Origin of the sequence: Micromonospora sp. U21, assembly GCF_018070045.1 — a bacterium.
Taxonomy (GTDB): Bacteria; Actinomycetota; Actinomycetes; order Mycobacteriales; family Micromonosporaceae; genus Micromonospora.
Window position 1 is genome coordinate 550,361 of record NZ_JAGPYK010000001.1, and the last position, 19,578, is coordinate 569,938.

Annotated in this window: 20 protein-coding genes; 10 read left to right on the forward strand and 10 right to left on the reverse strand. The window is 73.1% G+C overall.

What is annotated here, in order from left to right:
* From KBX63_RS02615 to KBX63_RS02625, 3 genes are all read left to right on the forward strand, one after another.
* Positions 1–1,182 carry a cell wall metabolism sensor histidine kinase WalK gene (locus tag KBX63_RS02615; protein ID WP_210907510.1) on the forward strand — a complete coding sequence of 394 codons (1,182 nt, stop codon included), beginning with the start codon at positions 1–3 and terminating at the stop codon, positions 1,180–1,182.
* 174 nt (positions 1,183–1,356) lie between these two features.
* Positions 1,357–1,764, forward strand: coding sequence for a VOC family protein (locus KBX63_RS02620; protein WP_210907511.1), 408 nt, complete (start codon positions 1,357–1,359; stop codon positions 1,762–1,764).
* Positions 1,761–2,180 carry a VOC family protein gene (locus KBX63_RS02625; protein WP_210907513.1) on the forward strand — a complete coding sequence of 140 codons (420 nt, stop codon included), beginning with the start codon at positions 1,761–1,763 and terminating at the stop codon, positions 2,178–2,180. The genes KBX63_RS02620 and KBX63_RS02625 overlap by 4 nt, the downstream gene beginning before the upstream one ends.
* A 67-nt stretch (positions 2,181–2,247) precedes the next feature.
* On the opposite strand, the gene KBX63_RS02630 is transcribed toward KBX63_RS02625, so the two are convergent.
* The 4 genes from KBX63_RS02630 to KBX63_RS02645 all read right to left on the reverse strand — a co-directional run bounded on the left by KBX63_RS02630 (position 2,248) and on the right by KBX63_RS02645 (position 8,001).
* Positions 2,248–2,985: a hypothetical protein gene (locus KBX63_RS02630; protein ID WP_210907515.1), complete on the reverse strand. Its 738-nt coding sequence runs from the start codon at positions 2,983–2,985 to the stop codon at positions 2,248–2,250.
* Between the two features lie 170 nt (positions 2,986–3,155).
* Positions 3,156–5,225 carry a 3-hydroxyacyl-CoA dehydrogenase NAD-binding domain-containing protein gene (locus tag KBX63_RS02635; protein WP_210907517.1) on the reverse strand — a complete coding sequence of 690 codons (2,070 nt, stop codon included), beginning with the start codon at positions 5,223–5,225 and terminating at the stop codon, positions 3,156–3,158.
* The gene (locus tag KBX63_RS02640) at positions 5,222–6,418 is read right to left on the reverse strand and encodes a thiolase family protein (protein ID WP_210907519.1); all 1,197 of its coding nucleotides are present in this window, start codon (positions 6,416–6,418) and stop codon (positions 5,222–5,224) included. Before KBX63_RS02640 ends, KBX63_RS02635 begins: the two co-directional genes overlap by 4 nt.
* A gap of 245 nt (positions 6,419–6,663) precedes the next feature.
* Positions 6,664–8,001 (reverse strand): ribonuclease D, encoded by a 1,338-nt coding sequence (locus tag KBX63_RS02645; protein WP_210907521.1) that lies wholly within the window; start codon positions 7,999–8,001, stop codon positions 6,664–6,666.
* A 210-nt stretch (positions 8,002–8,211) separates the two neighbouring features.
* Between KBX63_RS02645 and KBX63_RS02650 the strand changes: the two genes are divergently transcribed.
* Both KBX63_RS02650 and KBX63_RS02655 read left to right on the forward strand, forming a co-directional pair.
* Positions 8,212–9,561: a S1C family serine protease gene (locus KBX63_RS02650; RefSeq protein ID WP_210907523.1), complete on the forward strand. Its 1,350-nt coding sequence runs from the start codon at positions 8,212–8,214 to the stop codon at positions 9,559–9,561.
* A gap of 158 nt (positions 9,562–9,719) precedes the next feature.
* A complete protein-coding gene (locus tag KBX63_RS02655) occupies positions 9,720–10,673 on the forward strand; it encodes a hypothetical protein (RefSeq protein WP_210907525.1) in 954 nt (317 codons plus the stop codon).
* Positions 10,674–10,794: 121 nt separating this feature from the next.
* Here KBX63_RS02655 and KBX63_RS02660 read toward each other — a convergent pair whose 3' ends face one another.
* Positions 10,795–11,367 (reverse strand): DUF3000 domain-containing protein, encoded by a 573-nt coding sequence (locus KBX63_RS02660; protein ID WP_210907527.1) that lies wholly within the window; start codon positions 11,365–11,367, stop codon positions 10,795–10,797.
* 230 nt (positions 11,368–11,597) lie between these two features.
* On the opposite strand from KBX63_RS02660, the gene hemE reads away from it, so the two are divergent.
* Genes hemE through hemQ form a run of 3 tightly spaced genes read left to right on the forward strand, consistent with a single transcriptional unit; the run spans position 11,598 to position 14,809 of the window.
* A complete protein-coding gene (gene hemE, locus KBX63_RS02665; protein WP_210907529.1) occupies positions 11,598–12,695 on the forward strand; it encodes a uroporphyrinogen decarboxylase in 1,098 nt (365 codons plus the stop codon).
* A gap of 6 nt (positions 12,696–12,701) precedes the next feature.
* Positions 12,702–14,111, forward strand: coding sequence for a protoporphyrinogen oxidase (gene hemG / locus KBX63_RS02670; RefSeq protein ID WP_210907544.1), 1,410 nt, complete (start codon positions 12,702–12,704; stop codon positions 14,109–14,111).
* Entirely contained in the window at positions 14,108–14,809 is a 702-nt protein-coding gene (gene hemQ / locus KBX63_RS02675) for a hydrogen peroxide-dependent heme synthase (protein WP_210907546.1), read from the forward strand. Before hemG ends, hemQ begins: the two co-directional genes overlap by 4 nt.
* A gap of 15 nt (positions 14,810–14,824) precedes the next feature.
* Here the strand turns inward: hemQ and KBX63_RS02680 are convergent, their stop codons facing one another.
* The 5 genes from KBX63_RS02680 to KBX63_RS02700 all read right to left on the reverse strand — a co-directional run bounded on the left by KBX63_RS02680 (position 14,825) and on the right by KBX63_RS02700 (position 18,493).
* Positions 14,825–15,313, reverse strand: a complete 489-nt coding sequence (locus KBX63_RS02680; protein ID WP_210907548.1) for a GNAT family N-acetyltransferase — start codon at positions 15,311–15,313, stop codon at positions 14,825–14,827.
* A gap of 93 nt (positions 15,314–15,406) precedes the next feature.
* Positions 15,407–16,477: a lytic polysaccharide monooxygenase gene (locus tag KBX63_RS02685; RefSeq protein WP_210907556.1), complete on the reverse strand. Its 1,071-nt coding sequence runs from the start codon at positions 16,475–16,477 to the stop codon at positions 15,407–15,409.
* A 118-nt stretch (positions 16,478–16,595) separates the two neighbouring features.
* Positions 16,596–17,051 carry a GNAT family N-acetyltransferase gene (locus KBX63_RS02690; RefSeq protein ID WP_210907558.1) on the reverse strand — a complete coding sequence of 152 codons (456 nt, stop codon included), beginning with the start codon at positions 17,049–17,051 and terminating at the stop codon, positions 16,596–16,598.
* Between the two features lie 61 nt (positions 17,052–17,112).
* Positions 17,113–18,057: a DMT family transporter gene (locus KBX63_RS02695; protein ID WP_210907571.1), complete on the reverse strand. Its 945-nt coding sequence runs from the start codon at positions 18,055–18,057 to the stop codon at positions 17,113–17,115.
* A gap of 175 nt (positions 18,058–18,232) precedes the next feature.
* Complete coding sequence (locus KBX63_RS02700) at positions 18,233–18,493, reverse strand: Prokaryotic metallothionein (RefSeq protein WP_210907573.1); 261 nt, start codon at positions 18,491–18,493, stop codon at positions 18,233–18,235.
* Between the two features lie 155 nt (positions 18,494–18,648).
* Here KBX63_RS02700 and KBX63_RS02705 point away from each other — a divergent pair, with 155 nt between their 5' ends.
* Both KBX63_RS02705 and KBX63_RS02710 read left to right on the forward strand, forming a co-directional pair.
* Positions 18,649–18,924 (forward strand): isoamylase early set domain-containing protein, encoded by a 276-nt coding sequence (locus KBX63_RS02705; RefSeq protein ID WP_210907575.1) that lies wholly within the window; start codon positions 18,649–18,651, stop codon positions 18,922–18,924.
* A gap of 106 nt (positions 18,925–19,030) precedes the next feature.
* Positions 19,031–19,578, forward strand: a 548-nt coding sequence (locus KBX63_RS02710; protein ID WP_210907578.1) for a lytic polysaccharide monooxygenase auxiliary activity family 9 protein, incomplete at its 3' end; no start/stop codon positions are given.

Genomic DNA, 19,578 nt, shown 5'->3' on the forward strand with positions numbered 1-19,578 from the left:
GTGACCGGGCGGGGTCGGCTGCGGCCCACCCTGCGGTTGCGGCTGACCGTGCTCAACGGCGTGCTCCTGATCGGCGCTGGAGCGATCCTGGTGCTGCTGGCCTGGCTGCTGGTTCGTGACGCGTTGCGACCCACCGACGAGCTGCTGCCGGGCACGACCGTGGTGCTGTCCGACGGCCGGGTGCTCGACGCCGCCCAGTGGCAGCGCCAGTTGGTCGACGCCGCCTCCGGAGAGTTGCTGGCCAAGGGGCTGGTCGCGCTGCTGGCGATCAGCGTGGTCGGTGTGGCCGGCGCGTACGCGGTGGCCGGCCGGGCTCTGCGTCCGCTGCACCAGGTCACCGCGACCGCGCAGCGGCTCGGCGAGGCGACCCTGGACCAACGGATCGGCTACTCGGGCGCGGACGACGAGGTGGCCGAGCTGGCCAAGACCTTCGACGCCATGCTGGACCGGATCGCGTCCGCGTTCGAGGCGCAGAAGCGTTTCGTGGCCAACGCGTCGCACGAGCTGCGTACCCCGCTCGCCGTGATGCGGACCGAGATCGACGTGACGCTCAGCGACGACGACGCGGACGCCGCCGAGTACCGCCGGATGGCGACGGTGGTCCGGGACGCCTCGGAGCGGGCCAACGGCCTGGTCGACGCGCTGCTGGTGCTGGCCCGGAGCGAGGCGCAGGCCGGGCGGCGGCTCGGCCGTCGCACCGAGTGTGACCTCGCCACCGGCACGGCCAACGCGCTGTCGGCGATGCGCCGGGAGGTGGAGCGGATCGGCCTGCGGGTGCAGACCTCGGTGGAGTCCGCGCCGGTGGTCGGCGACCCCGGGCTGCTCGACCGGCTGGCCGGCAACCTGATCGAGAACGCGGTTCGCTACAACCACCTGCACGGGCGGCTCTGGGTACGCACCGGCACCGACCGCGAACGCTCCTGGCTGGTGGTGGGCAACACCGGTTTCGAGGTGGACCAGGCCGACGTGCCGGGGCTGTTCGAGCCGTTCCGGCGCGGCGGCCGGGAACGCACCGGCGCCCGTGGCTCCGGCCTGGGGCTGTCCATCGTCCGGGCGGTCTGCGACGCGCACGGCGGCACGGTGCGGGTGATCGCGCAGCCCGGCGGGGGCCTGGAGGTGACGGTCACCTTGCCGTCGGCGGACGCCCCGGCGGTGAACGGCCCGGTGCCCACCGTCGGCTGACCCGTCCGCCGCGAACAGGGTTGCGGGCGGTGCTCGCCCGCTGGCAAGATCACGCTGTCAGCTCGAGGTCGAAGGGGGTGCGTCGATGTCCAGCATCACCGACTCCGCGCCCCGGGTCACTCTCGGCTGACCCCCGGAGGCGGAGCGTCCCCATCCAGCACGGAGGGAACACCCGTGTATCCACGGATCCGCAACATCAGTTTCGACTGTCACGACACGTACGCCCTGGCGGGCTTCTGGTCGACGGTGCTCGGGTACGCCCGGCACCCCGACGACGTCCCGGGTGACCCGGAGGCGGCGCTGCTGCCACCGGACGAGGCGACCCCGAACCTCTTCTTCCAAGCGGTGCCGGAGGACAAGGTGACGAAGAACCGGCTGCACATCTGCCTGGAACCCGTCGAACGGACCAGGGACGAGGAGATCGAGCGGGTGCTCGGCCTCGGGGCCACCATGGTCGCCGACCGGCGGCACGCCGACGGTACGGGCTGGGCGGTGCTCGCCGACCCCGAGGGGAACGAGTTCTGCGTGGTACGCAGCGCCGGGGAACGTGTCCCCGCCACCACTGTGGAGGACCAACCGTGAGTTCGACGATCCACAACATCAGCATCGACTGTCACGACACGTACGCGCTGGCCGGCTTCTGGTCGCAGGTCTTCGACTGCCCCCGGCAGCCCGACGACTTCCCCGGCGACCCGGAGGCGATGCTCCTGCCGCCGGGCGGCCCGGAGGTGCTCTTCATCGCCGTACCGGAGGGCAAGGCGGTGAAGAACCGGCTGCACCTGGACCTCCAGCCCGCCGACCGGACCCGCGCCGAGGAGGTCGAGCGGCTGCTCGGCATCGGCGCTGTGCACGTCGCCGACCAGATCGGGCCGACCGGCGGGGGCTGGGTCGTGCTCGCCGACCCGGAGGGCAACGAGTTCTGCGTGCTCGGCAACCCCGCCGAGCGGGCGGCGGCAGCGGCGGCGCGGGCCGCCGCGGGGAACAGCGAACCGGCCTGACCGCTGGCGTACGGCACGGGGCCCCGGCCACCCGAGGGTGGCCGGGGCCCCGGTCGGTCCGTCCGAATCAGGAGCGCTGCTCGACCTGCCCACGGATGGTGGCGAACTCGGCCGTCGCCTCCGCGCCGGACTTGAAGAACATCACCACCAGACCCACGCTGCCCTTGTCGGCCCAGACGCAGACGCCCAGCGGCACACCGTCGGTCGTGCCGTCACCGCAGCGCGCCTCGCCACCGAGTGGACCGGGCTCGACCGGTGCCATGGTGGCCACGCCGAGCTCGCTGGAGAGCCCGGTCACCGCGGTGTCCAGCTCCTTCTTCGGGTCCGTCATCAGACCGGACGTGCCGGCGATCATGACGAGGTCCTGCTTGGCCGGGTCGCCGTAGAAGGCGCCGACGGCGCTGGTCTCGTTCTGGACCGTCGCCTTCATCTCGGCGACCAGGTCGTCGGCGAGCTTCTGCAACTCCGGGTCGTCGATCTTCGGTCGGCCGGCGAGGGTGGCCGGCGCGACCACCCGCGTGCTGGTGGCGTCGACGACCTCGCCCACCTCGTCCTTGACCGCGAACCAGGTGATCGCCGCGCCACCGAGGCAGAGCACCAGCACCACGGCCAGCACGATCAGCACGATCTTGCCGACCTTCGACTTCTTCGCCGGCGGCGGGCCGCCGGCCAGGCTCGGGTCTCCGTACGGCTGGCCCGGCTGCGCGGGCGGGAAGCCCTGCTGCTGCGGCCAATCACCCGGCTGCTGCGGCGGGGGAGGGGAGTCGTGCGGCGGGCCGTAGGGATTGGCCGGCGGCTGGGACATCAGTCAGCTCCAAGATCGGATGGCAAAGCGGGTGATCCTAACCGGGCGATGGACCCTCGCGTTACCTCTCTCGCAGCTCTCCCCGCTGCCCGGCGAGCCAAAAACGATCGCGGTGGCCGGCCCGTCCACGAGGGACGATCCGACCACCGCGACGGTGGCGCTGCGACCGGTCAGGCGGGCAGGCTCGCCGCCCCGCGGGGCAGGAACCGCTGACCGGTGACCCGCTCGCTGGTGCCGGTCCGGTCCAGGTACGGCGTGACGCCGCCCAGGTGGAACGGCCAGCCGGCACCGAGGATCATGCACAGGTCGATGTCCTGCGCCTCAGCGACCACACCCTCGTCCAGCATCAGCCGGATCTCCTGCGCGAGCGCGTCGAGCGCGTTCTGCCGCACCTGCTCGGCGGTCAGCGGCTGGTCACCGACCACGAGCAGCCTGGCGACCTCCTCGTTGACCTTGTCGTCGACCACGATGGGCTGGCCGGAGTCGGCGATCCGCTTGAGGTTCTCGCTCACGCCGAACCGGTCCGGGTACGCCGCGTGCAGGGTGCCGCCCACGTGGTACGCCACGGCCGGCCCGACCAGCTGGAGCAGGGCGAGCGGGCGCATCGGCAGGCCCAGCGGGTCCAGCGCGCTGTTCGCCACGTCCAACGGGGTGCCCTGGTCGACAGCGGCGAAGACGGTGCCCAGGAAGCGGGTGAGCAGCCGGTTCACCACGAACGCCGGAGCGTCCTTGACCAGCACGCTCGACTTCTTGAGCTGCTTGCCGACCGCGAACGCGGTGGCCAGCGTGACGTCGTCGGTGCGCTCACCCCGGACGATCTCCAGCAGCGGCAGCACCGCCACCGGGTTGAAGAAGTGGAAGCCGACCACCCGCTCCGGGTGCTCCAGCTCCGCGGCCATCTCGGTGATCGACAGCGAGCTGGTGTTGGTGGCGAGCACCGCCTCCGGGGAGACGATCTTCTCCAACTCGGACCAGACCTGCTTCTTGACGCCCAGGTCCTCGAAGACCGCCTCGATGACGAAGTCGGCGTCGGCGAAGACGCTCTTGTCGACCGTGCCGCTGACCAGGCCGTACAGCTTGGCGGCGGTGCCCTTGTCCATCCGGCCCTTGGTGACGGCCTTCTCGATCTGGGTGTGTACGTAGCCGACGCCCTTGTCCACCCGGGACTGGTCGAGGTCGGTCATCACGACCGGCACCTGGAGGCGGCGGGCGAACAGCAACGCCAGCTGGCTGGCCATCAGGCCGGCGCCGACGATGCCGACCTTGGTGACCGGGCGGGCCAGGCCCTTGTCCGGTGCGCCGGCCGGCCGTTTGGCCCGCCGCTGCACCAGGTCGAAGGCGTACAGGCCGCTGCGCAGCTCCTCGGAGAAGACCAGGTCCGCAAGGGCCTCGTCCTCGGCGGCGGTGCCGGCGGCGAAGTCGCCGTCCTTCGCCGTCTCCAGCAGATCCAGGGCCTTGTAGGCGGCCGGGACCGCGCCGTGCAGCCGCTGGTTCAGCGTCTCCCGGGCGAAGTACAGCACGCCCGCCCACATGTCCTTGTCGACCTCGGGCCGGGTCACGGTGACCTGGCCCCGCACCACGCCGGCGGCCCACTCCAGGGACCGCTCCAGGAAGTCGGCCGGCTCCAGCAGCACATCCGCGATGCCCAGCTCGGCAGCCTGCTTCGGCTTGAGCATCTTGTTCTGCATCAGCGGGTTCTGGATGATCACCTGGGTGGCGGCGGGGATGCCGATCAGGTTCGGCAGCAGCTGGGTGCCGCCCCACCCGGGGACCAGACCGAGGGAGACCTCGGGCAGCGCGAGCGCCGCGGCACCGCCGGAGAGCGTCCGGTAGTGGCAGTGCAGCGCCAGCTCCAGGCCGCCACCCATCGCCGCGCCGTTGACGAACGCGAACGTGGGCACGGTGCTGTCCTTGAGCCGGGCGAAGACCCGGTGGCCGAGCCGGCCGATCTCCAGCGCCTGCGCGCGGTCGGCGAGCTGCGGCAGGCCGACGATGTCCGCGCCCACGCAGAAGATGTACGGCTTGCCGGTGACCGCGATGAACGCCGGGTCGGCGGCGAGCGCGGCGGTGATCGCCTCGTCCAGGCTGGTCAGCCCGGCCGGGCCGAAGGTGTTGGGTTTGGTGTGGTCGAAGCCGTTGTCCAGCGTGATCAGGGCGGCGGGTCGGTCCAGCCCCGGCACGTTCACCTGACGCAGCAGCGCCTTCGTGACGACCTCGTTCGGTGCGGCGAGCGCGCTCACTTGTTGCCCTCCGTCCAGTGCGGGTTCTCCCAGATCACGGTGCCGCCCATGCCGATGCCGATGCACATCGCGGTGAGGCCGTAGCGGACCTCGGGGTGCTCGGCGAACTGGCGGGCGAGCTGGGTCATCAGACGCACGCCGGAGGAGGCCAGTGGGTGACCGATGGCGATCGCACCGCCCCACGGGTTGACCCGCGGGTCGTCGTCGGCGATGCCGAAGTGGTCGAGGAAGGCGAGGACCTGCACGGCGAAGGCCTCGTTCAGCTCGAACAGGCCGATGTCGTCGATGCTGAGCCCGGCGATGCGCAGCGCCTTCTCCGTCGACGGGATCGGGCCGACGCCCATCACCTCCGGCTCGACGCCGACGAAACCGAACGACACCAGCCGCATGGCGACCGGCAGCCCCAGCTCGCGGGCGGTGGCCTCGTCGGCCAGCAGGCTCGCGGTGGCGCCGTCGTTCAGACCGGCCGCGTTGCCCGCGGTGACCTTGCCGTGCGGGCGGAACGGGGTCTTCAGCGTGGCGAGCTTCTCCAGCGAGGTGTCCCGCGGCGCCTCGTCCACAGTGGCCAGGCCCCAGCCGCCCTCGGCGTCGCGGATGGCGACCGACACCAGGTCGTCCTGGAGCTTGCCGTTGGCGTACGCCTTGGCGGTCTTCTGCTGCGAGGCGAGCGCGAACGCGTCGGTGCGCGCCTTGGTGATGTGCGGGACCAGGTCGTGCAGGTTCTCCGCGGTCGCGCCCATGACCAGCGCGGACGGGTCGACCAGCTTCTCCGCGATGATGCGCGGGTTGGGGTCGACGCCCTCACCCATCGGGTGGCGGCCCATGTGCTCGACGCCGCCGGCGATGGCGATGTCGTACGCGCCCATGGCGATGCCACCGGCGACGGTGGTCACCGCGGTCATCGCGCCGGCGCACATGCGGTCGATGGCGAAGCCGGGAACGGTCTTGGGCAGACCGGCCAGCAGGGCGGCGGTCCGCCCGATGGTGAGGCCCTGGTCGCCGATCTGGGTGGTGGCCGCGATGGCGACCTCCTCGACCCGCTCCGGCGGCAGCTGCGGGTTGCGGCGCAGCAGTTCACGGATGCAGCGGATCACCAGGTCGTCGGCGCGGGTGTTGGCGTACATGCCACCCGCCTTGCCGAACGGGGTACGGACGCCGTCGACGAAGACGACGTCGCGAACTTCACGGGGCACTTGAGCCTCCTTTTCGACCATCATTCGGCCTTCGCGCCGGCGGGCGGCACTCCGGACCGAATGAGGGTCGCCGACACGGGCACGTTCCCCCGGATGCTACTCGCCAGTAACCAACCTCGTCCCCGCCCCCCACTGTGGCCCACCCCACACCCACCGGGTTGCCTCACCCGGTGATCATGAAGTTGTTGTCACGACTCGCCGGCCCGGACGGCAATAACTTCATGATCAACCGCGGTGGGGGTGGGTCAGGGGAGGTCGGGGGCGGGAGGGTCCGGGTTCAGGGCGGGCGTCAGGTGGGGGGTGAGGAGGGCGATCTGCCACTCGCGGGCGTTGAAGCCCCGCAGGGTCTCCGCCACGGCGTCCTCGGTGAGCTCCTCGGGCGGGGTCCAGGCCAGCCGGCGCACCGAATCCGGGGTGATCAGATTCTCCGGAGGCAGGTTGTGCTTACCGGCGATGCGCACCACCACCTCCCGGCAGCGGGCCAGCCGACCGGCAGCCACCGGGTCCCGCTCGGCCCACCGGTGTGGCGGGGGCGGGCCCTCCACCGCCGGGGTGACCGGCAGCGCGTCATCCGGCAGCTGCCGGGCGTTGTCGAGCGCGGCCAGCCAGGTGCGGGCCAGTCGGCGGACCGACCGGCCGCCGAAACCGGGCAGCGTCAGCAGGGCCTTCTCGTCCTTCGGGTCCAACTCGGCGGCGGCGATGATCGCCGAGTCGGGCAGCACCCGGCCGGGCGCGGCGTCCCGCCGGGCCGCGATCTGGTCCCGGGCGTACCACATCGAGCGGACCCGGGCCTGGGCCCGCGCCCCGCGCACCCGGTGGATGCCGGAGGTACGCCGCCAGGGTTCCGCACGGACCCGGGGCGGGCGGGCCCCGGTCCGGACCAGGGCGGCGAACTCCTCCGCGGCCCAGGCCGACTTGCCCTGCCGAGCCAGCTCGGCGTCCAGCGCGTCGCGCAGGTCGGTGAGCAGCTCCACGTCCAGGGCGGCGTAGGTGAGCCACGACTCGGGCAGTGGCCTGCTCGACCAGTCGGCCGCCGAGTGGTGCTTCTCCAGGGTGAACCCGAGTAACTGCTCGGTCAGCGCGGCCAGGCCGACCCGCTCGAACCCGGCCAGCCGAGCGGCCAGTTCGGTGTCGAACAGCCGGCGCGGGCGCAGCCCCACCTCGGCCAGGCAGGGCAGATCCTGGCTTGCCGCGTGGAGCACCCACTCGGCCTCGCCGATCACGGCGTCCAGCGCGCTGAGGTCGGGCAGCGGCAGCGGGTCGATCAACGCTGTGCCGGCACCGGCCCGACGGAGCTGCACCAGGTAGGCGCGCTGGCTGTAGCGGTAGCCGGAGGCCCGCTCGGCATCCAGGGCGACCGGGCCGGTGCCCGCGGCGAAACGGGCCACGACCTCGGCGAGCTCGGCCGGAGTGGCCACCGGATCGGGGGTGCCGTCACGCGGGGCGGTCAGCGGAACGGGCCCACCGTCGGTCGGGTCGACCCCGTCGCCCGCCGGCTGCGGCTGGGCCGACGGCGGGTGCTGGGGTGCGTTTCCCTGAAGTTCTTCGGTGGGCCGACGGCGCAGGGGTGGTTCGTCGGTCACCTGCCAACCCTAGTGCGCGCGGTGATCCGGCGGGTGCAGCCGGTCCGGCGTGTGTCGGTCAGGTGTCCGCGAGGTGTCCTTTCGGATGCCGGACATCGGGGGAGACAAAGCCCGTTCACGCAGGTACGGTCCATCGAGCCGCCGCCCCGTTGGACATGACGAACGGGTTGATGGTGGCACGGGGAGACCACGGGGAAAGGCAAGACGATCATGACGGCTGGCTTCGGTTCGGGGGACGGGCGACCGGCGGGCACCGAGCCTGACCACGCGGGCAGGGCGGAGTCGGCCGCCGACCGGCCGGGGCCGTTGCCACCGCGCATCGAGCCGCACCCCGGCGCCGGGTCGACCTGGTCCGCGCCGACCGGCGGCACCGATCCGTCGCACGTCGTGCCAGCTCCCCGCGCCGGCTGGCCCGCCCAACCCGACACCGGCCAGTGGGGCTCGCCGCACGCTCCGCACGGCACCGTCCCGGCGGCTCCGCCCTACGGTCCCGCGCCGGGGGCTGCTCCGCACGGTTCCGCACCGGCGCCGTACGGCTCAGTGCCGGTCGGTCCGCACGGCGCGACCGCGCCGTACGGGGCCGGCGCCCCCACCACGGCCACCGGCGCCGCCGCCTACCAGCCGGCGGGGCCGAGCTTTCCGGGCAACCCCGGACCGGGTCTTCCGGGCGACGGTGGCTACCCGCCGCCCAGCGCGCCGCCATTCGCCACCGCGGGTTACCCGGGTGCGCCCGGGCAGCCCGGCTGGCCGACCGCGGCCCCGCCGCCCGCAGCCCGGCCCACCCGTCGGCGCTGGCCGGCCCTGCTCGCCACGCTCGCCGTCGTGGTGCTGGCCGCGGTGGCCGGAGTGCAGGCGTACCAGCTCGACCGGCTCGGCGACCGGCTCGCCGACACCGACCGGCGACTGGCGCAGGCCCAGGACGGCGACGGCACCCGCCTCGACGGCCTGGAGAAGCGCGCGGAGACACTGGAGAAGCAGGCCGGCGCCGCGTTCAACCCGGAGGCGGTGGCGAGCGCCGTGCTGCCCAGCGTGTTCCGGGTCCGGGCCGGGGAGTTCACCGGCACGGCGTTCGCGGTGGGCAAACCGGCGAACGGTGGCGGGACGAATCTGTTCACCAACTTCCACGTGATCGAGGCGGTCTGGGACGGCGGCGGACGCCAGGTCTTCCTGGAGCGCACCGATCAGCGCTTTCCCGCCACCATCGTCAAGGTCGACAAGGCCAACGATGTGGCGCAGCTGCGCACCAGCGGCAAGTTCACCGGCCTGGTCACCGCGCCCGCCGCGGCGAAGTCCGGCCAGCAGATCGTCGTCGTCGGCGCTCCGCTGGGCCTGGAGGACAGCGTCACCACCGGTGTCGTGAGCGCGTTGCGCGCCGCTCAGGGCGGTTCCGGGCCGGCCATCCAGTTCGACGCCCCGATCAACCCGGGCAACTCCGGCGGTCCGGTGATCAACGGCAGCAAGCAGGTGGTCGGCATCGCCACCGCCAAGGCTCGCGACGCCGAGGGCATCGGGCTGGCCGTACCGATCAAGGTCGCCTGCGACGGTTTCAAGATCTGTTGACCTGGCGGGCCGGCGACGACGCCGGTGCCGCTCGCGCCATCCACGCCCATCGCCGGCCGTCCCCGATCCCGCCCGGGTCCCCGGCCCCGGCGAATCCCGCCGCTGCACCCGGTCCGTCGCGCTGCCGGCGCGGGACCTGCTCACCTGGAGGAATAGCGATGTCCCAGCCACCGACCGGGCCGGACGGTCTCCCGCCGGCCTCCCCGACGCCGCCGGCCGGCCCGGAACGGCCGGCGTCCGCCGCCGACCAGACCGTTTCGTACGCCGCCGGTCCGCCGGCCGGCCCGTCCGACCCGACCGTGCCGCACCCGACGGTGCCACGCCCGTCCGGCGCTGAGCCGACGGTGCAGTACCCGGCCGGCCAGCCCGCGCAGCAGCAGTACGCGCCGGGTCAGCACGCGCCGCAGTACGCGCCTGGTCAGGCCGCGCCGCAGCAGCAGTACGCGCCGGGTCAGGCCGCGCCGCAGTACGGGGCCGCTCAGCCCGTGCCACCGCAGTACGGCGTACCGCAGGCCCCGCCCGGCTACCCGGCCAGCGCCCCGCCGTACGCCGGACAGGTCTCCGCGCCGCCGATCTCCGGCCCCGGTCACGGCCAGCCGATGTCCGCGCCGCCGGTGTCCGGCCCGGCGTACGGCCAGCCGATGTCCGCGCCGCCCGGAATGATGCCGCCGTACGGCCCGACCGGGGCGTCGGCGGCCGGCCGAGGTCGCGCCGTGCTGGTGCTGGCCCTGGTGGCCGCGCTGCTCTTCGTCGTCAGTGGGGTGATGACCGGGTTGTTCGTGACCAAGAACAGCGAGCTGAACCGGACGGAGAAGCGCCTCACCGGTCAGGTCAGCCAACGCGACGACACCATCGCGGCCAACACCACGGAGATCAGCAAACTGAAGACTGACCTGCAGGCGATGCAGGAGAAGCTCGACAGCACCGAGCAGGACCTGACCGGCACCCGTAACGACCGCGACGAGCAGGCTCGGCAGAAGAAGGTCATCGCGAGCTGCCTGGACAAGCTGACCACCGCGCTCGGCGCGGCGGCGGCCGGCAACAAGAGCGCCTACGACACGGCGATGAAGGGCCTGGACAAGGTCTGCGACGAGGCGGACAACTACCTCTGACAGCCGGTTCCCCGTCGATCATGGAGTTGTGGTGCCTCACGAATGCCGCACCGAGGGACGTCCCGCCCCCCACAACTCCATGATCGACGCCGCCGGGCGGGGCGGACGGGTGGCGGACGGGTCAGGCGGCGCCGGCGGGGCGGCGGTCGGACAGGGCGGTCACCCCGGGTGGGGGCAGGCCTGCCGTGGAGGCGAGCAGCGCGCACCAGCCGAGCAGGTGCGGGGCCAGGTCGTCGTCGACCGGGGTCCAGGAGGCGCGGATCTCGATGTCGCCGGCGGTGGGTGGGCCGGCCAGGTCGCCGAACCGGGTCGACATGGTCTGGGTGACCGTCCCACCGGTGGCCCGGTGGCCGGCGTCGTGGGCGTCCAGCGCGTCGGTCAGCCAGGTCCAGCCGACCCCGGGCAGCAGCGGGTCGGCGGCCAGGTCCACCTCCAGCTCGGCCGTCACGTAGGTGACCAGCCGCAGGGTGCCCTGCCACGCCTCGTGCCCGACCGGATCGTGCAGCAGGATCAGCCGGCCGGTGGCCACCTCGTCGCCGTCGCGCAGCACCGTCGCGGAGAGCGCGAACGCGTACGGGGCCAGCCGCTGGGGGGCGCCGACCTCCTCCAGCGTGATCTCCGGCCGGGGCGCCGCCGACCGCAGCCCGGCGACCGCGCGGGCGAAGGTCTCCGGGAGCGCGATCGGGGGGGCCATGCCGGCAGCCTATGCCGCGGTCGGCCCCCCGGCTTCGACGGCGCGCCGACACCCGATCCGGCGGCCGTTCCCGTGCGCCGGTGCTCGGTCGTCCGTGCCCACCGTCCGAGCCCGTCCGGCCCGCGCTCGGTTGTCAACAAGGGGCCCCTGCTCTACCGGAGGCGTTAAGAAGGTGCCCTTCCTTTCACCCCCGGCGGGGAGGGGGTGGGTGTCGTGGCACGATTGCGGCGATGAGCACGGACACCACGGGCACTGCCGCCCGAGACGGAGAACAGCGCCCCGGAGGGCCGGCCGACTCGCCCTTCATCCGAGCATGCCGGCGCCGGCCCGGCCCGCACACGCCGGTCTGGTTCATGCGCCAGGCGGGCCGCTCCCTGCCGGAGTACCGGGAGATCCGGGCGAGCGTGCCGATGCTGGAGTCCTGCCGTCGCCCGGAGCTGGTCACCGAGATCACACTCCAGCCGGTGCGCCGGCACGGAGTGGACGCGGCGATCCTGTTCAGCGACATCGTGGTGCCGGTCGCCGCGGCCGGGGTCGACCTGGACATCGTGCCGGGCACCGGCCCGGTGGTCGCCGAGCCGATCCGCACCGCCGCCGACGTGGAGCGGATCCGCCCGATCACCCGCGACGACGTCCCGTACGTGGACGAGGCGGTCCGGCAGCTGGTGATCGAGCTGGGCGACACCCCGCTGATCGGTTTCGCCGGTGCGCCGTTCACCCTGGCCAGCTACCTGGTCGAGGGGGGCCCGTCGCGGACCCACGCGAAGACCAAGGCGCTGATGTACGGCGATCCGGAGCTGTGGCACGCGCTCTGCGGCCGGCTGGCCGAGGTGACGCTGGCCTTCCTGCGGGTGCAGATCGAGGCCGGCGTGTCCGCCGTGCAGCTGTTCGACTCGTGGGCCGGCGCGCTCTCCGAGGCCGACTACCGCCGCTACGTGCTGCCGCACTCGACCGCCGTGCTGAGCGGGCTGGCCGACGCCGGGGTCCCGCGGATCCACTTCGGGGTGGGCACCGCCGAGCTGCTCGGCGCGATGGGCGAGGCCGGCGCGGACGTGGTCGGCGTCGACTGGCGTACCCCGCTGGACATCGCCACCGGCCGGATCGGCCCGGACAAGGCGGTGCAGGGCAACCTGGACCCGTGCGTACTGCTCGCGCCCTGGCCGGTGGTGGAGGCCGAGGTACGCCGGATTCTGGACCAGGGCGGGGCCGCCCCCGGGCACGTGTTCAACCTGGGCCACGGGGTGCTGCCGGAGACCGACCCCGACGTGCTGACCCGGGTGGTCGCGCTGGTGCATGAGGCTTCCAACCGCCGGGCCGACCAGGGCTGACACGCGATGCGGCAGCCCTGGCGGGTGGCGGTGGTCGGCGGCGGGATCGCCGGGCTGGCGGCTGCGGTCCGCTTGCGCGACCGCGCTCCGGCCGGCACCGAGATCACGGTGTACGAGCAGTCCGGTGCGCTGGGCGGCAAGCTGCGCACCGGGGAGCTGGCCGGCCAGCCGGTGGAGTTCGGCGCCGAGTCCTTCCTGATGCGCGACCCGACGGGGGCCGAGTCCGCGGCGGTGGCGTTGGCCCGCCGGCTCGGGCTGGCCGATCAGATCGTGCACCCCACGGTCGGGCGGGCCGCGTTGGTCATCGACGGAGGGCTGCGCCCCATCCCGGGCGGCACCCTGGTGGGCGTACCCGGGGATCTGGACCGGGTGACCACGGTCGCACGCCCGGCCGCGGGTGCCGACACCGACGGCGGCCGGCCGCTGGTCGGGCTCGACGCGGACGTCTCGGTGGGTGCGCTGGTCCGGTCCCGCTTCGGTGACGAGGTGGTCGAGCGGCTGGTCGACCCGATGCTCGGCGGCGTGTACGCCGGCCGCGCCGACGACCTCTCCCTGGTCACCACCATGCCGGCGCTGGCCCGCGCGGCCCGGGTGGAGCACACCCTGACCGGCGCGGTCCGGGCGGCGCAGGCCGCCGCGCCGCGCGCGCCGGGCGCACCGGTCTTCGGCACCCTGGCCGGTGGGCTCAGCACCCTGGTCGAGGCGGCCGTGACGGCCAGCGGCGCAACCGTGCGGCGGGATGCCGCCGTCCGTGAGCTGACCCCGACCGGCACCGGTTGGCGGCTCACGGTCGGCCCGACCCGAGATCCGGAGCTGGTCGACGTGGACGCCGTGGTGCTTGCGGTACCGGCCCGCCCGGCGGCCCGGCTGCTCGCCGGCCCGGCCCCGGCGGCCGCCGCGGGCGTCGGTCAGCTGGACTACGCCAGCGTCGCGTTGGTCACCCTGGCGCTGCCGCAGCCCGAGCTGCCCGAGCTGTCCGGCTTCCTGGTGCCGAGCACCGAGGGGCTGCTGATCAAGGCGTCCACCTTCTTCACCACCAAGTGGGGGCACCTGCGCCGGCCCGACGGGCTGGCGCTGGTCCGCGCCTCGGTGGGCCGGTACGGCGAGGAGGCGCAGCTCCAGCGCCCGGACGCGGACCTGGCGTCCACCGTGCACCGGGAGCTGTCGGCGGTGCTCGGGGCGCCCTTGCCCGCCCCGGTCGACGGTCACGTGCAGCGCTGGGGAGGGGCCCTGCCCCAGTACACCCCGGGGCACGCCGACCGGCTCGCCGCCGCGCGGACGGCGTTGCGGGCCGCACACCCCACCCTGGTCCTTGCCGGCGCCGGCTACGACGGCGTCGGCATTCCGGTCTGCGTCCGCTCCGGCGAGACGGCGGCCGAGGAGATCATCACAGCACTGGGAGGATCGGCGAGATGACCGAGCAGACCAACGCGGCCCGGATGCGGGAGCTGAACGCCAGCATCCGCTACACCATGTGGTCGGTGTTCCGGGCCAGCGCCCCGCTGCCGTCGCTGCGGGACAACGTCACTGGTGAGGTCGAGTCCCTCTTCGAGGAGCTGGCCGGCAAGGACGTGGTGATCCGGGGCGTGTACGACGTCTCCGGGCTGCGCGCCGACGCGGACGTGATGATCTGGTGGCACTCCGCCTCCAGCGACGCGCTCCAGGACGCGTACCTGCGGTTCCGCCGCACGACGCTGGGGCGGGCGATGACCCCGGTGTGGTCGCAGATGGCGCTGCACCGGCCGGCGGAGTTCAACAAGAGCCACATCCCGGCGTTCCTGGCCGGTGAGGAGGCCCGCCCCTACATCTGCGTCTACCCGTTCGTCCGCTCCTACGAGTGGTACCTGCTGCCCGACGCCGAGCGGCGCGAGATGCTGGCCGAGCACGGCCGGCTGGCCCGTGGCTACCCGGACGTGCGGGCCAACACCGTGGCCTCGTTCGCGCTGGGCGACTACGAGTGGATGCTGGCCTTCGAGGCCGACGAGCTGCACCGCATCGTCGACCTGATGCGTGACCTGCGCGCCTCCGGCGCCCGCCGGCACGTCCGCGAGGAGGTCCCGTTCTACACCGGTCGCCGCCGCTCGATCGCCGAGATCGTCAACTGCCTGGTCTGATTCCGAGGGCACGGGTCAGAGCGGGCGGAGCATGACCTGCTCGCGGCGTACGCCGTCGGGCAGGAGATCGCCGAGTTCGTCGGTGCGGCCGAAGCCGGCACGCCGGTAGAGGGCCTTCGCCGCCGCGTTGTCCGGCATGACGGTGAGGCGCAGCCGTTCCGCGCCGTTCCCGCGGGCCCAGCGCGCCACGTTGTCCACCAGTAGGTGGCCGACCTTGCGGCCGCGCGCCTCGGGGTGCACCCACATCGAGATCAGCTCCATGACGAGCGGGTCCGGCGTGGGTACGCCGCTGGCCATCCCGACCGGTTGCCCGTTCACGGTGGCCACCAGGTTGTGCGAGCCGGGGATGCTCAGCCGGTCGCGCCAGCGCTCCTCGCGGTCGCCGTCGCCCTGCCAGTCGGCCAGCCGGGAGCCGAACGCCTCCGGTGCCTCGGTGAGGGCGGCGAGCCGCAGCTCGCGCCAGGTGGGCCAGTCGTCGGGGGTGAGCACGGTCATCTCGATCATGTGGGGATGATGCCGGTGACCGGCGGGTCGCACCAACGGGTTTCCCCGCCGGCCGGCGCCGCGCCCCCGCCCGGGTGCGGCGCCGGCCGGGGATCAACTGGTCGTCGTGCAGGAGACCAGCGGAACCTGATTGCTACCGGTCCACGAGCCGAGGAAACCGAACGTGGTGCTCGCTCCGGCGGCGAGGCTGCCGTTGTGGCCGACGTTGCGCGCGGTGACCAGCGTGCCGTTGCTGGCGACGCTGGCGTTCCACGCCGAGCTGACCTGCTGGCCGTTGGCGTAGTTCCAGCTCACCGACCAGCCCCGGGTGGGCGATCCGCCGGCGGTCACCCGCACCTCGGCCTGGAAGCCGCCGGCCCACTGGCCGGTGACCGCGTACGTCGCCGTGCAGGCCCCCGCCGGCGGCGGCGTGGTCGGCGGCGGCGTCGTCGGTGGTGGGGTGGTGGGCGGCGGGGTACCGGGTCCGCCGGAGAAGTCGACGTCACTGCACAGGTAGTACGACTGGTCCAGGTGGCTGGCCTGCCAGATGGTGTAGACGATGTGCCGGCCGGTGCGGCCCGCCGCGTTGACCGGGATCTCGATGGAGACGCCGCCGGCTTCCTGCTTCCACTGCGACGCCGGGGTGTTGCCGATCTGGCCGGACAGGACCAGATCGTCCCAGCCGAGTGTCTCGGTCAGCGGGTTGAAGCCCTGCCGGGTCACGTAGACCCGGATGTAGTCGGCGCCGTGGCTGGCCTGGTCGAAGAAGCGGACCCGGAAGTTGCTCGACACCGGGGCGGTCTTCCAGGCGCCGACGGTGTCCAGGGCGTTGTAGCGGCCGCTCTGGGTACGCCCGCCGCTGCACAGCTGACCAGCGGGGATGGCGCCCTGGTGGTTGCCGGCCACGCCCTCGCGGAACAGGCCGTTCCAGTTCCACATGGCGTTCGGGTCGGACTGCCAGGCCTGCCAGCACATCGGGTCCTCGGTGGCCATCCGCGGATTCTGGAAGTCGCTGCCCCAGCGTTGCCAGCAGCCGTAGTTGCGCGAGGCCGGGTCGACGACCGACCCGTGCGCCGAGGCGGGCGGGACCAGCGCGCTGGTGAGCGCGGTGGTGAGCAGGAGCGTGGCGGCCGCCGCGATGGCGAGCAGCCAGAGCACGCCTGGTGATCGGACGAGAGTGGACATGGAGCCCCCGGGGGGATGAGGTCGGACGACGACACCCGGACCGCCGGGAGATGCCCGCTCCCGTGCCTACTCGCAGGCTCCCGCGATGGCTCTGCCCGGCACGATGCCAGGCTGATCGTCAGTCGTCAATGGCATCGCGGCGCATCGGGGTGTGCGGGATGCCGTCCTCGACGTACTCGGGGCCGCTGACCGCGAAGCCGTGCCGGGTGTAGAAGGGGACCAGGTGCGACTGGGCGTCCAGCACACAGGGCCGGTTGCCCACCACCTCCAGGGCCGCGGTCATCAGCCGGCCGGCATGCCCGCCGCCGCGCGCGGCGGGGGCCACCACGACCCGACCGATCCGGGCCGCGCCGTCCGGGTCGGCCAGGATCCGCAGGTACGCCAGCGGCGCGCCGCCGTCGGTCAGCCAGAGGTGCCGGGTGCCGGGTTCCACGTCCCGTCCGTCGAGTTCCGGGTACGGGCAGTGCTGCTCCACCACGAACACGTCGATGCGCAGCTTGAGCAGGTCGTGGAAGGTGTGGGCGTTCAGGTCGGCGAAGGACGCCGTCCGGACCTCGATGGTCTGCTGGGGCACCCACCGATCCTAGGCCGTCCGGCCGGGCGGACCCCACGGCGTCCGGCCCGGCCAGGGGGCGTCACGGTGCGTCCGTCCGAGTGGGGGCGAGGTAGGTGGCGGCCACGGCGGTGAGCAGCAGCGCACCGCCGACGATCACCGGCAGCGGGAGCGGTTCGTGCAGCAACGCCACGGCCAGCGCCGCGGCGGTGAGTGGTTCGAGCAGGGTCAGCACGGCGGCGACGCTGCCGGGGGTGGTGCGCAGCCCGGCGTAGAACAGCGCGTACGCCACCGCGGTGGTGACCACGCCGAGGTGCAGCAGCAGCGCCACGGTGTCGACGCGCACTGGTACGCCGACCCCGGCGGTCAGCGCCAGCGGGGCCAGGGTCAGTGCACCGATCACGGTGGAGATGGTGGTCAGCGTCATCGGCGCGGTGCGCTGCGACACCTGTCGGCTGATCAGGGTGGTCACCGCGTAGCCGAGGCCGGACCCGGCCGCCGCGAGCAGGCCGAGCAGTGGAGCGGGCGCCGCGGCGGTGGGCTCCGCGGTGGCGCCGGTGATCAGGGCGAGGCCGGTGACGGCGGCGATCAGGGTGCCGAGCCGCAGCGGGCCGGGGATCCGGCGGGCCCGCACGGACTCCCAGGCCGCGGCGAGCACCGGGGCCAGGCCCAGGCTGACCACGGTGGCCACGCTGACTCCGGCCAGCGCCACGGCGGCGAAGTAGAGGGCCTGGTAGAGGCCGAGGCCCACGCCGGTGATCAGCAGCGGCACCGGCGCCGCGCGCAGCGCGGTCAGGATCGTGCGGAGCCGGCCGGCGGTGCACGCCAGCAGGACGAGCGCGGCGATGGCCAGGCGGTGGAAGCCGATGCTCACCGGGCTGAGACCGGTGCTCTCGCGCAGGAGTTGCACCGCCACGCCGGTGGTGCCCCACAGCACTCCGATGACGGTGATCTGGATCAGGCCGGTGCGGGCCTGGGCGACGGCCGGGGCCGGGGCGGCCGGCGGCGCGGTACGGGACGTGGACACGGATGCGCTCCGAAGGGTGAGCCGTTGACGGGGACGACGTCGACGGAGCGCGTACGGCTAGATGGCCGAGCCGGGTCAGACACCGGTCGGCGGGAGGCGCGGCGCTCCGTTAGGAGCGCGGCGGGGAGACGCTCAGGAACGGCCGCATGTGGACGACCGTACCGCAGGGGCGGGATCAGGCGGGGCGCGCCCCGACGGCGTCGCGGATCTCGGCGCCCTCGGCGCCCTCGACGGCGCGGGCGCAGTGCCCGCAGCAGAAGAACCGGCCGTTGACCTCCACGCCGTGCCCGACGATCTTGATTTCGCAGTGCTCGCAGATCGGTGCCAGTTTGTGGATCGCGCACTCGAACGAGTCGAAGGTGTGCACGTCGCCGCTGACCGTACGCACCTCGAACGCCATCCAGTAGTCATTGCCGCAGACCTCGCAGGTAGCCACAGAAACCCCCGTATCAGTACATGTGCGTTCAGAATGCCGCAGCTTCCGGAGATAGCGGGTGGAATGCCGCTATCCGGACGGCCCGGGCGGCGTGTCGGCTCCGGCGTGTCGTCCGTTAGACCGGGTGAACCGCCGCAACACCGGGAGGGATCACAGTGATCAAGCGCAACAGACTCTTCGGCAACCAGACCCGGGTCACCTTCTGCCTGCCCCGGGACGCCCCGCCCGGCCCGGTCAGCGTGGTGGGCTGCTTCAACGGTTGGGAGCCCGGCCGGCACGAGCTGGTGGCCCGCCGCGACGGCACCCGGACGGTGACCGTGCGGCTCGCGCCGGGGGAGTACCGGTTCCGCTACCTCGCCAGCGGCGGGGTCTGGCTGGACGACGAATCGGCAGACCAGGTGGACGATCGGGGCGGCCTGCTCCGGCTCTGACAGAAAACTCGTCATCATCGATGGGTTTATTGACGAGGGTCTTTACTGTTAACAAAGTTTAAATTACGTTGAGGGCACCCACCGGACCTGGAGAAGGAGTGCCCCGATGCGTCGAAGAATCACCGTTCCGCTGGTGGCGGCGGGCGCCGTCGCCGCCACCCTCACCGTCGCCGCGCCGGCCCAGGCGCACGGCTACGTGTCCGCCCCACCGAGCCGGCAGGCGCTCTGCGCCCAGGGCCGGGTGCCCGACTGCGGGCAGATCAAGTACGAGCCGCAGAGCGTCGAGGGGCCCAAGGGCCTCCGCAGCTGCAACGCCGGCATCGCCCACTTCGCCGTCCTCAACGACGACAGCCGGGGCTGGCCGGCCACGTCGGTCGGCAGCTCGCTGACCTTCACGTGGGTGAACACCGCCCGGCACGCGACCAGCAACTGGGAGTACTGGATCGGCAACACCCGGGTCGCTTCGGTCAACGGCAACGGCCAGCAACCGGGCGCCACCGTCTCGCACAATGTCAACCTCGGCGGCTTCTCCGGCCGGCAGAAGATTCTCGCGGTGTGGAACATCGCCGACACCGCGAACGCCTTCTACTCCTGCATTGACGTGCAGATCGGCGGCGGCGGTGGGCCGGCACCCACCCCCACCCCCACCCCCAC

Bases quoted from the DNA above. Each gene is read 5' to 3' on its own strand.
- KBX63_RS02630 (WP_210907515.1), bottom strand. From the start codon at position 2,985: ATGTCCCAGCCGCCGGCCAATCCCTACGGCCCGCCGCACGACTCCCCT.
- KBX63_RS02650 (WP_210907523.1), top strand. From the start codon at position 8,212: ATGACGGCTGGCTTCGGTTCGGGGGACGGGCGACCGGCGGGCACCGAG.
- KBX63_RS02655 (WP_210907525.1), top strand. From the start codon at position 9,720: ATGTCCCAGCCACCGACCGGGCCGGACGGTCTCCCGCCGGCCTCCCCG.
- KBX63_RS02660 (WP_210907527.1), bottom strand. From the start codon at position 11,367: ATGGCCCCCCCGATCGCGCTCCCGGAGACCTTCGCCCGCGCGGTCGCC.
- hemE (WP_210907529.1), top strand. From the start codon at position 11,598: ATGAGCACGGACACCACGGGCACTGCCGCCCGAGACGGAGAACAGCGC.
- hemG (WP_210907544.1), top strand. From the start codon at position 12,702: ATGCGGCAGCCCTGGCGGGTGGCGGTGGTCGGCGGCGGGATCGCCGGG.
- hemQ (WP_210907546.1), top strand. From the start codon at position 14,108: ATGACCGAGCAGACCAACGCGGCCCGGATGCGGGAGCTGAACGCCAGC.
- KBX63_RS02680 (WP_210907548.1), bottom strand. From the start codon at position 15,313: ATGATCGAGATGACCGTGCTCACCCCCGACGACTGGCCCACCTGGCGC.
- KBX63_RS02685 (WP_210907556.1), bottom strand. From the start codon at position 16,477: ATGTCCACTCTCGTCCGATCACCAGGCGTGCTCTGGCTGCTCGCCATC.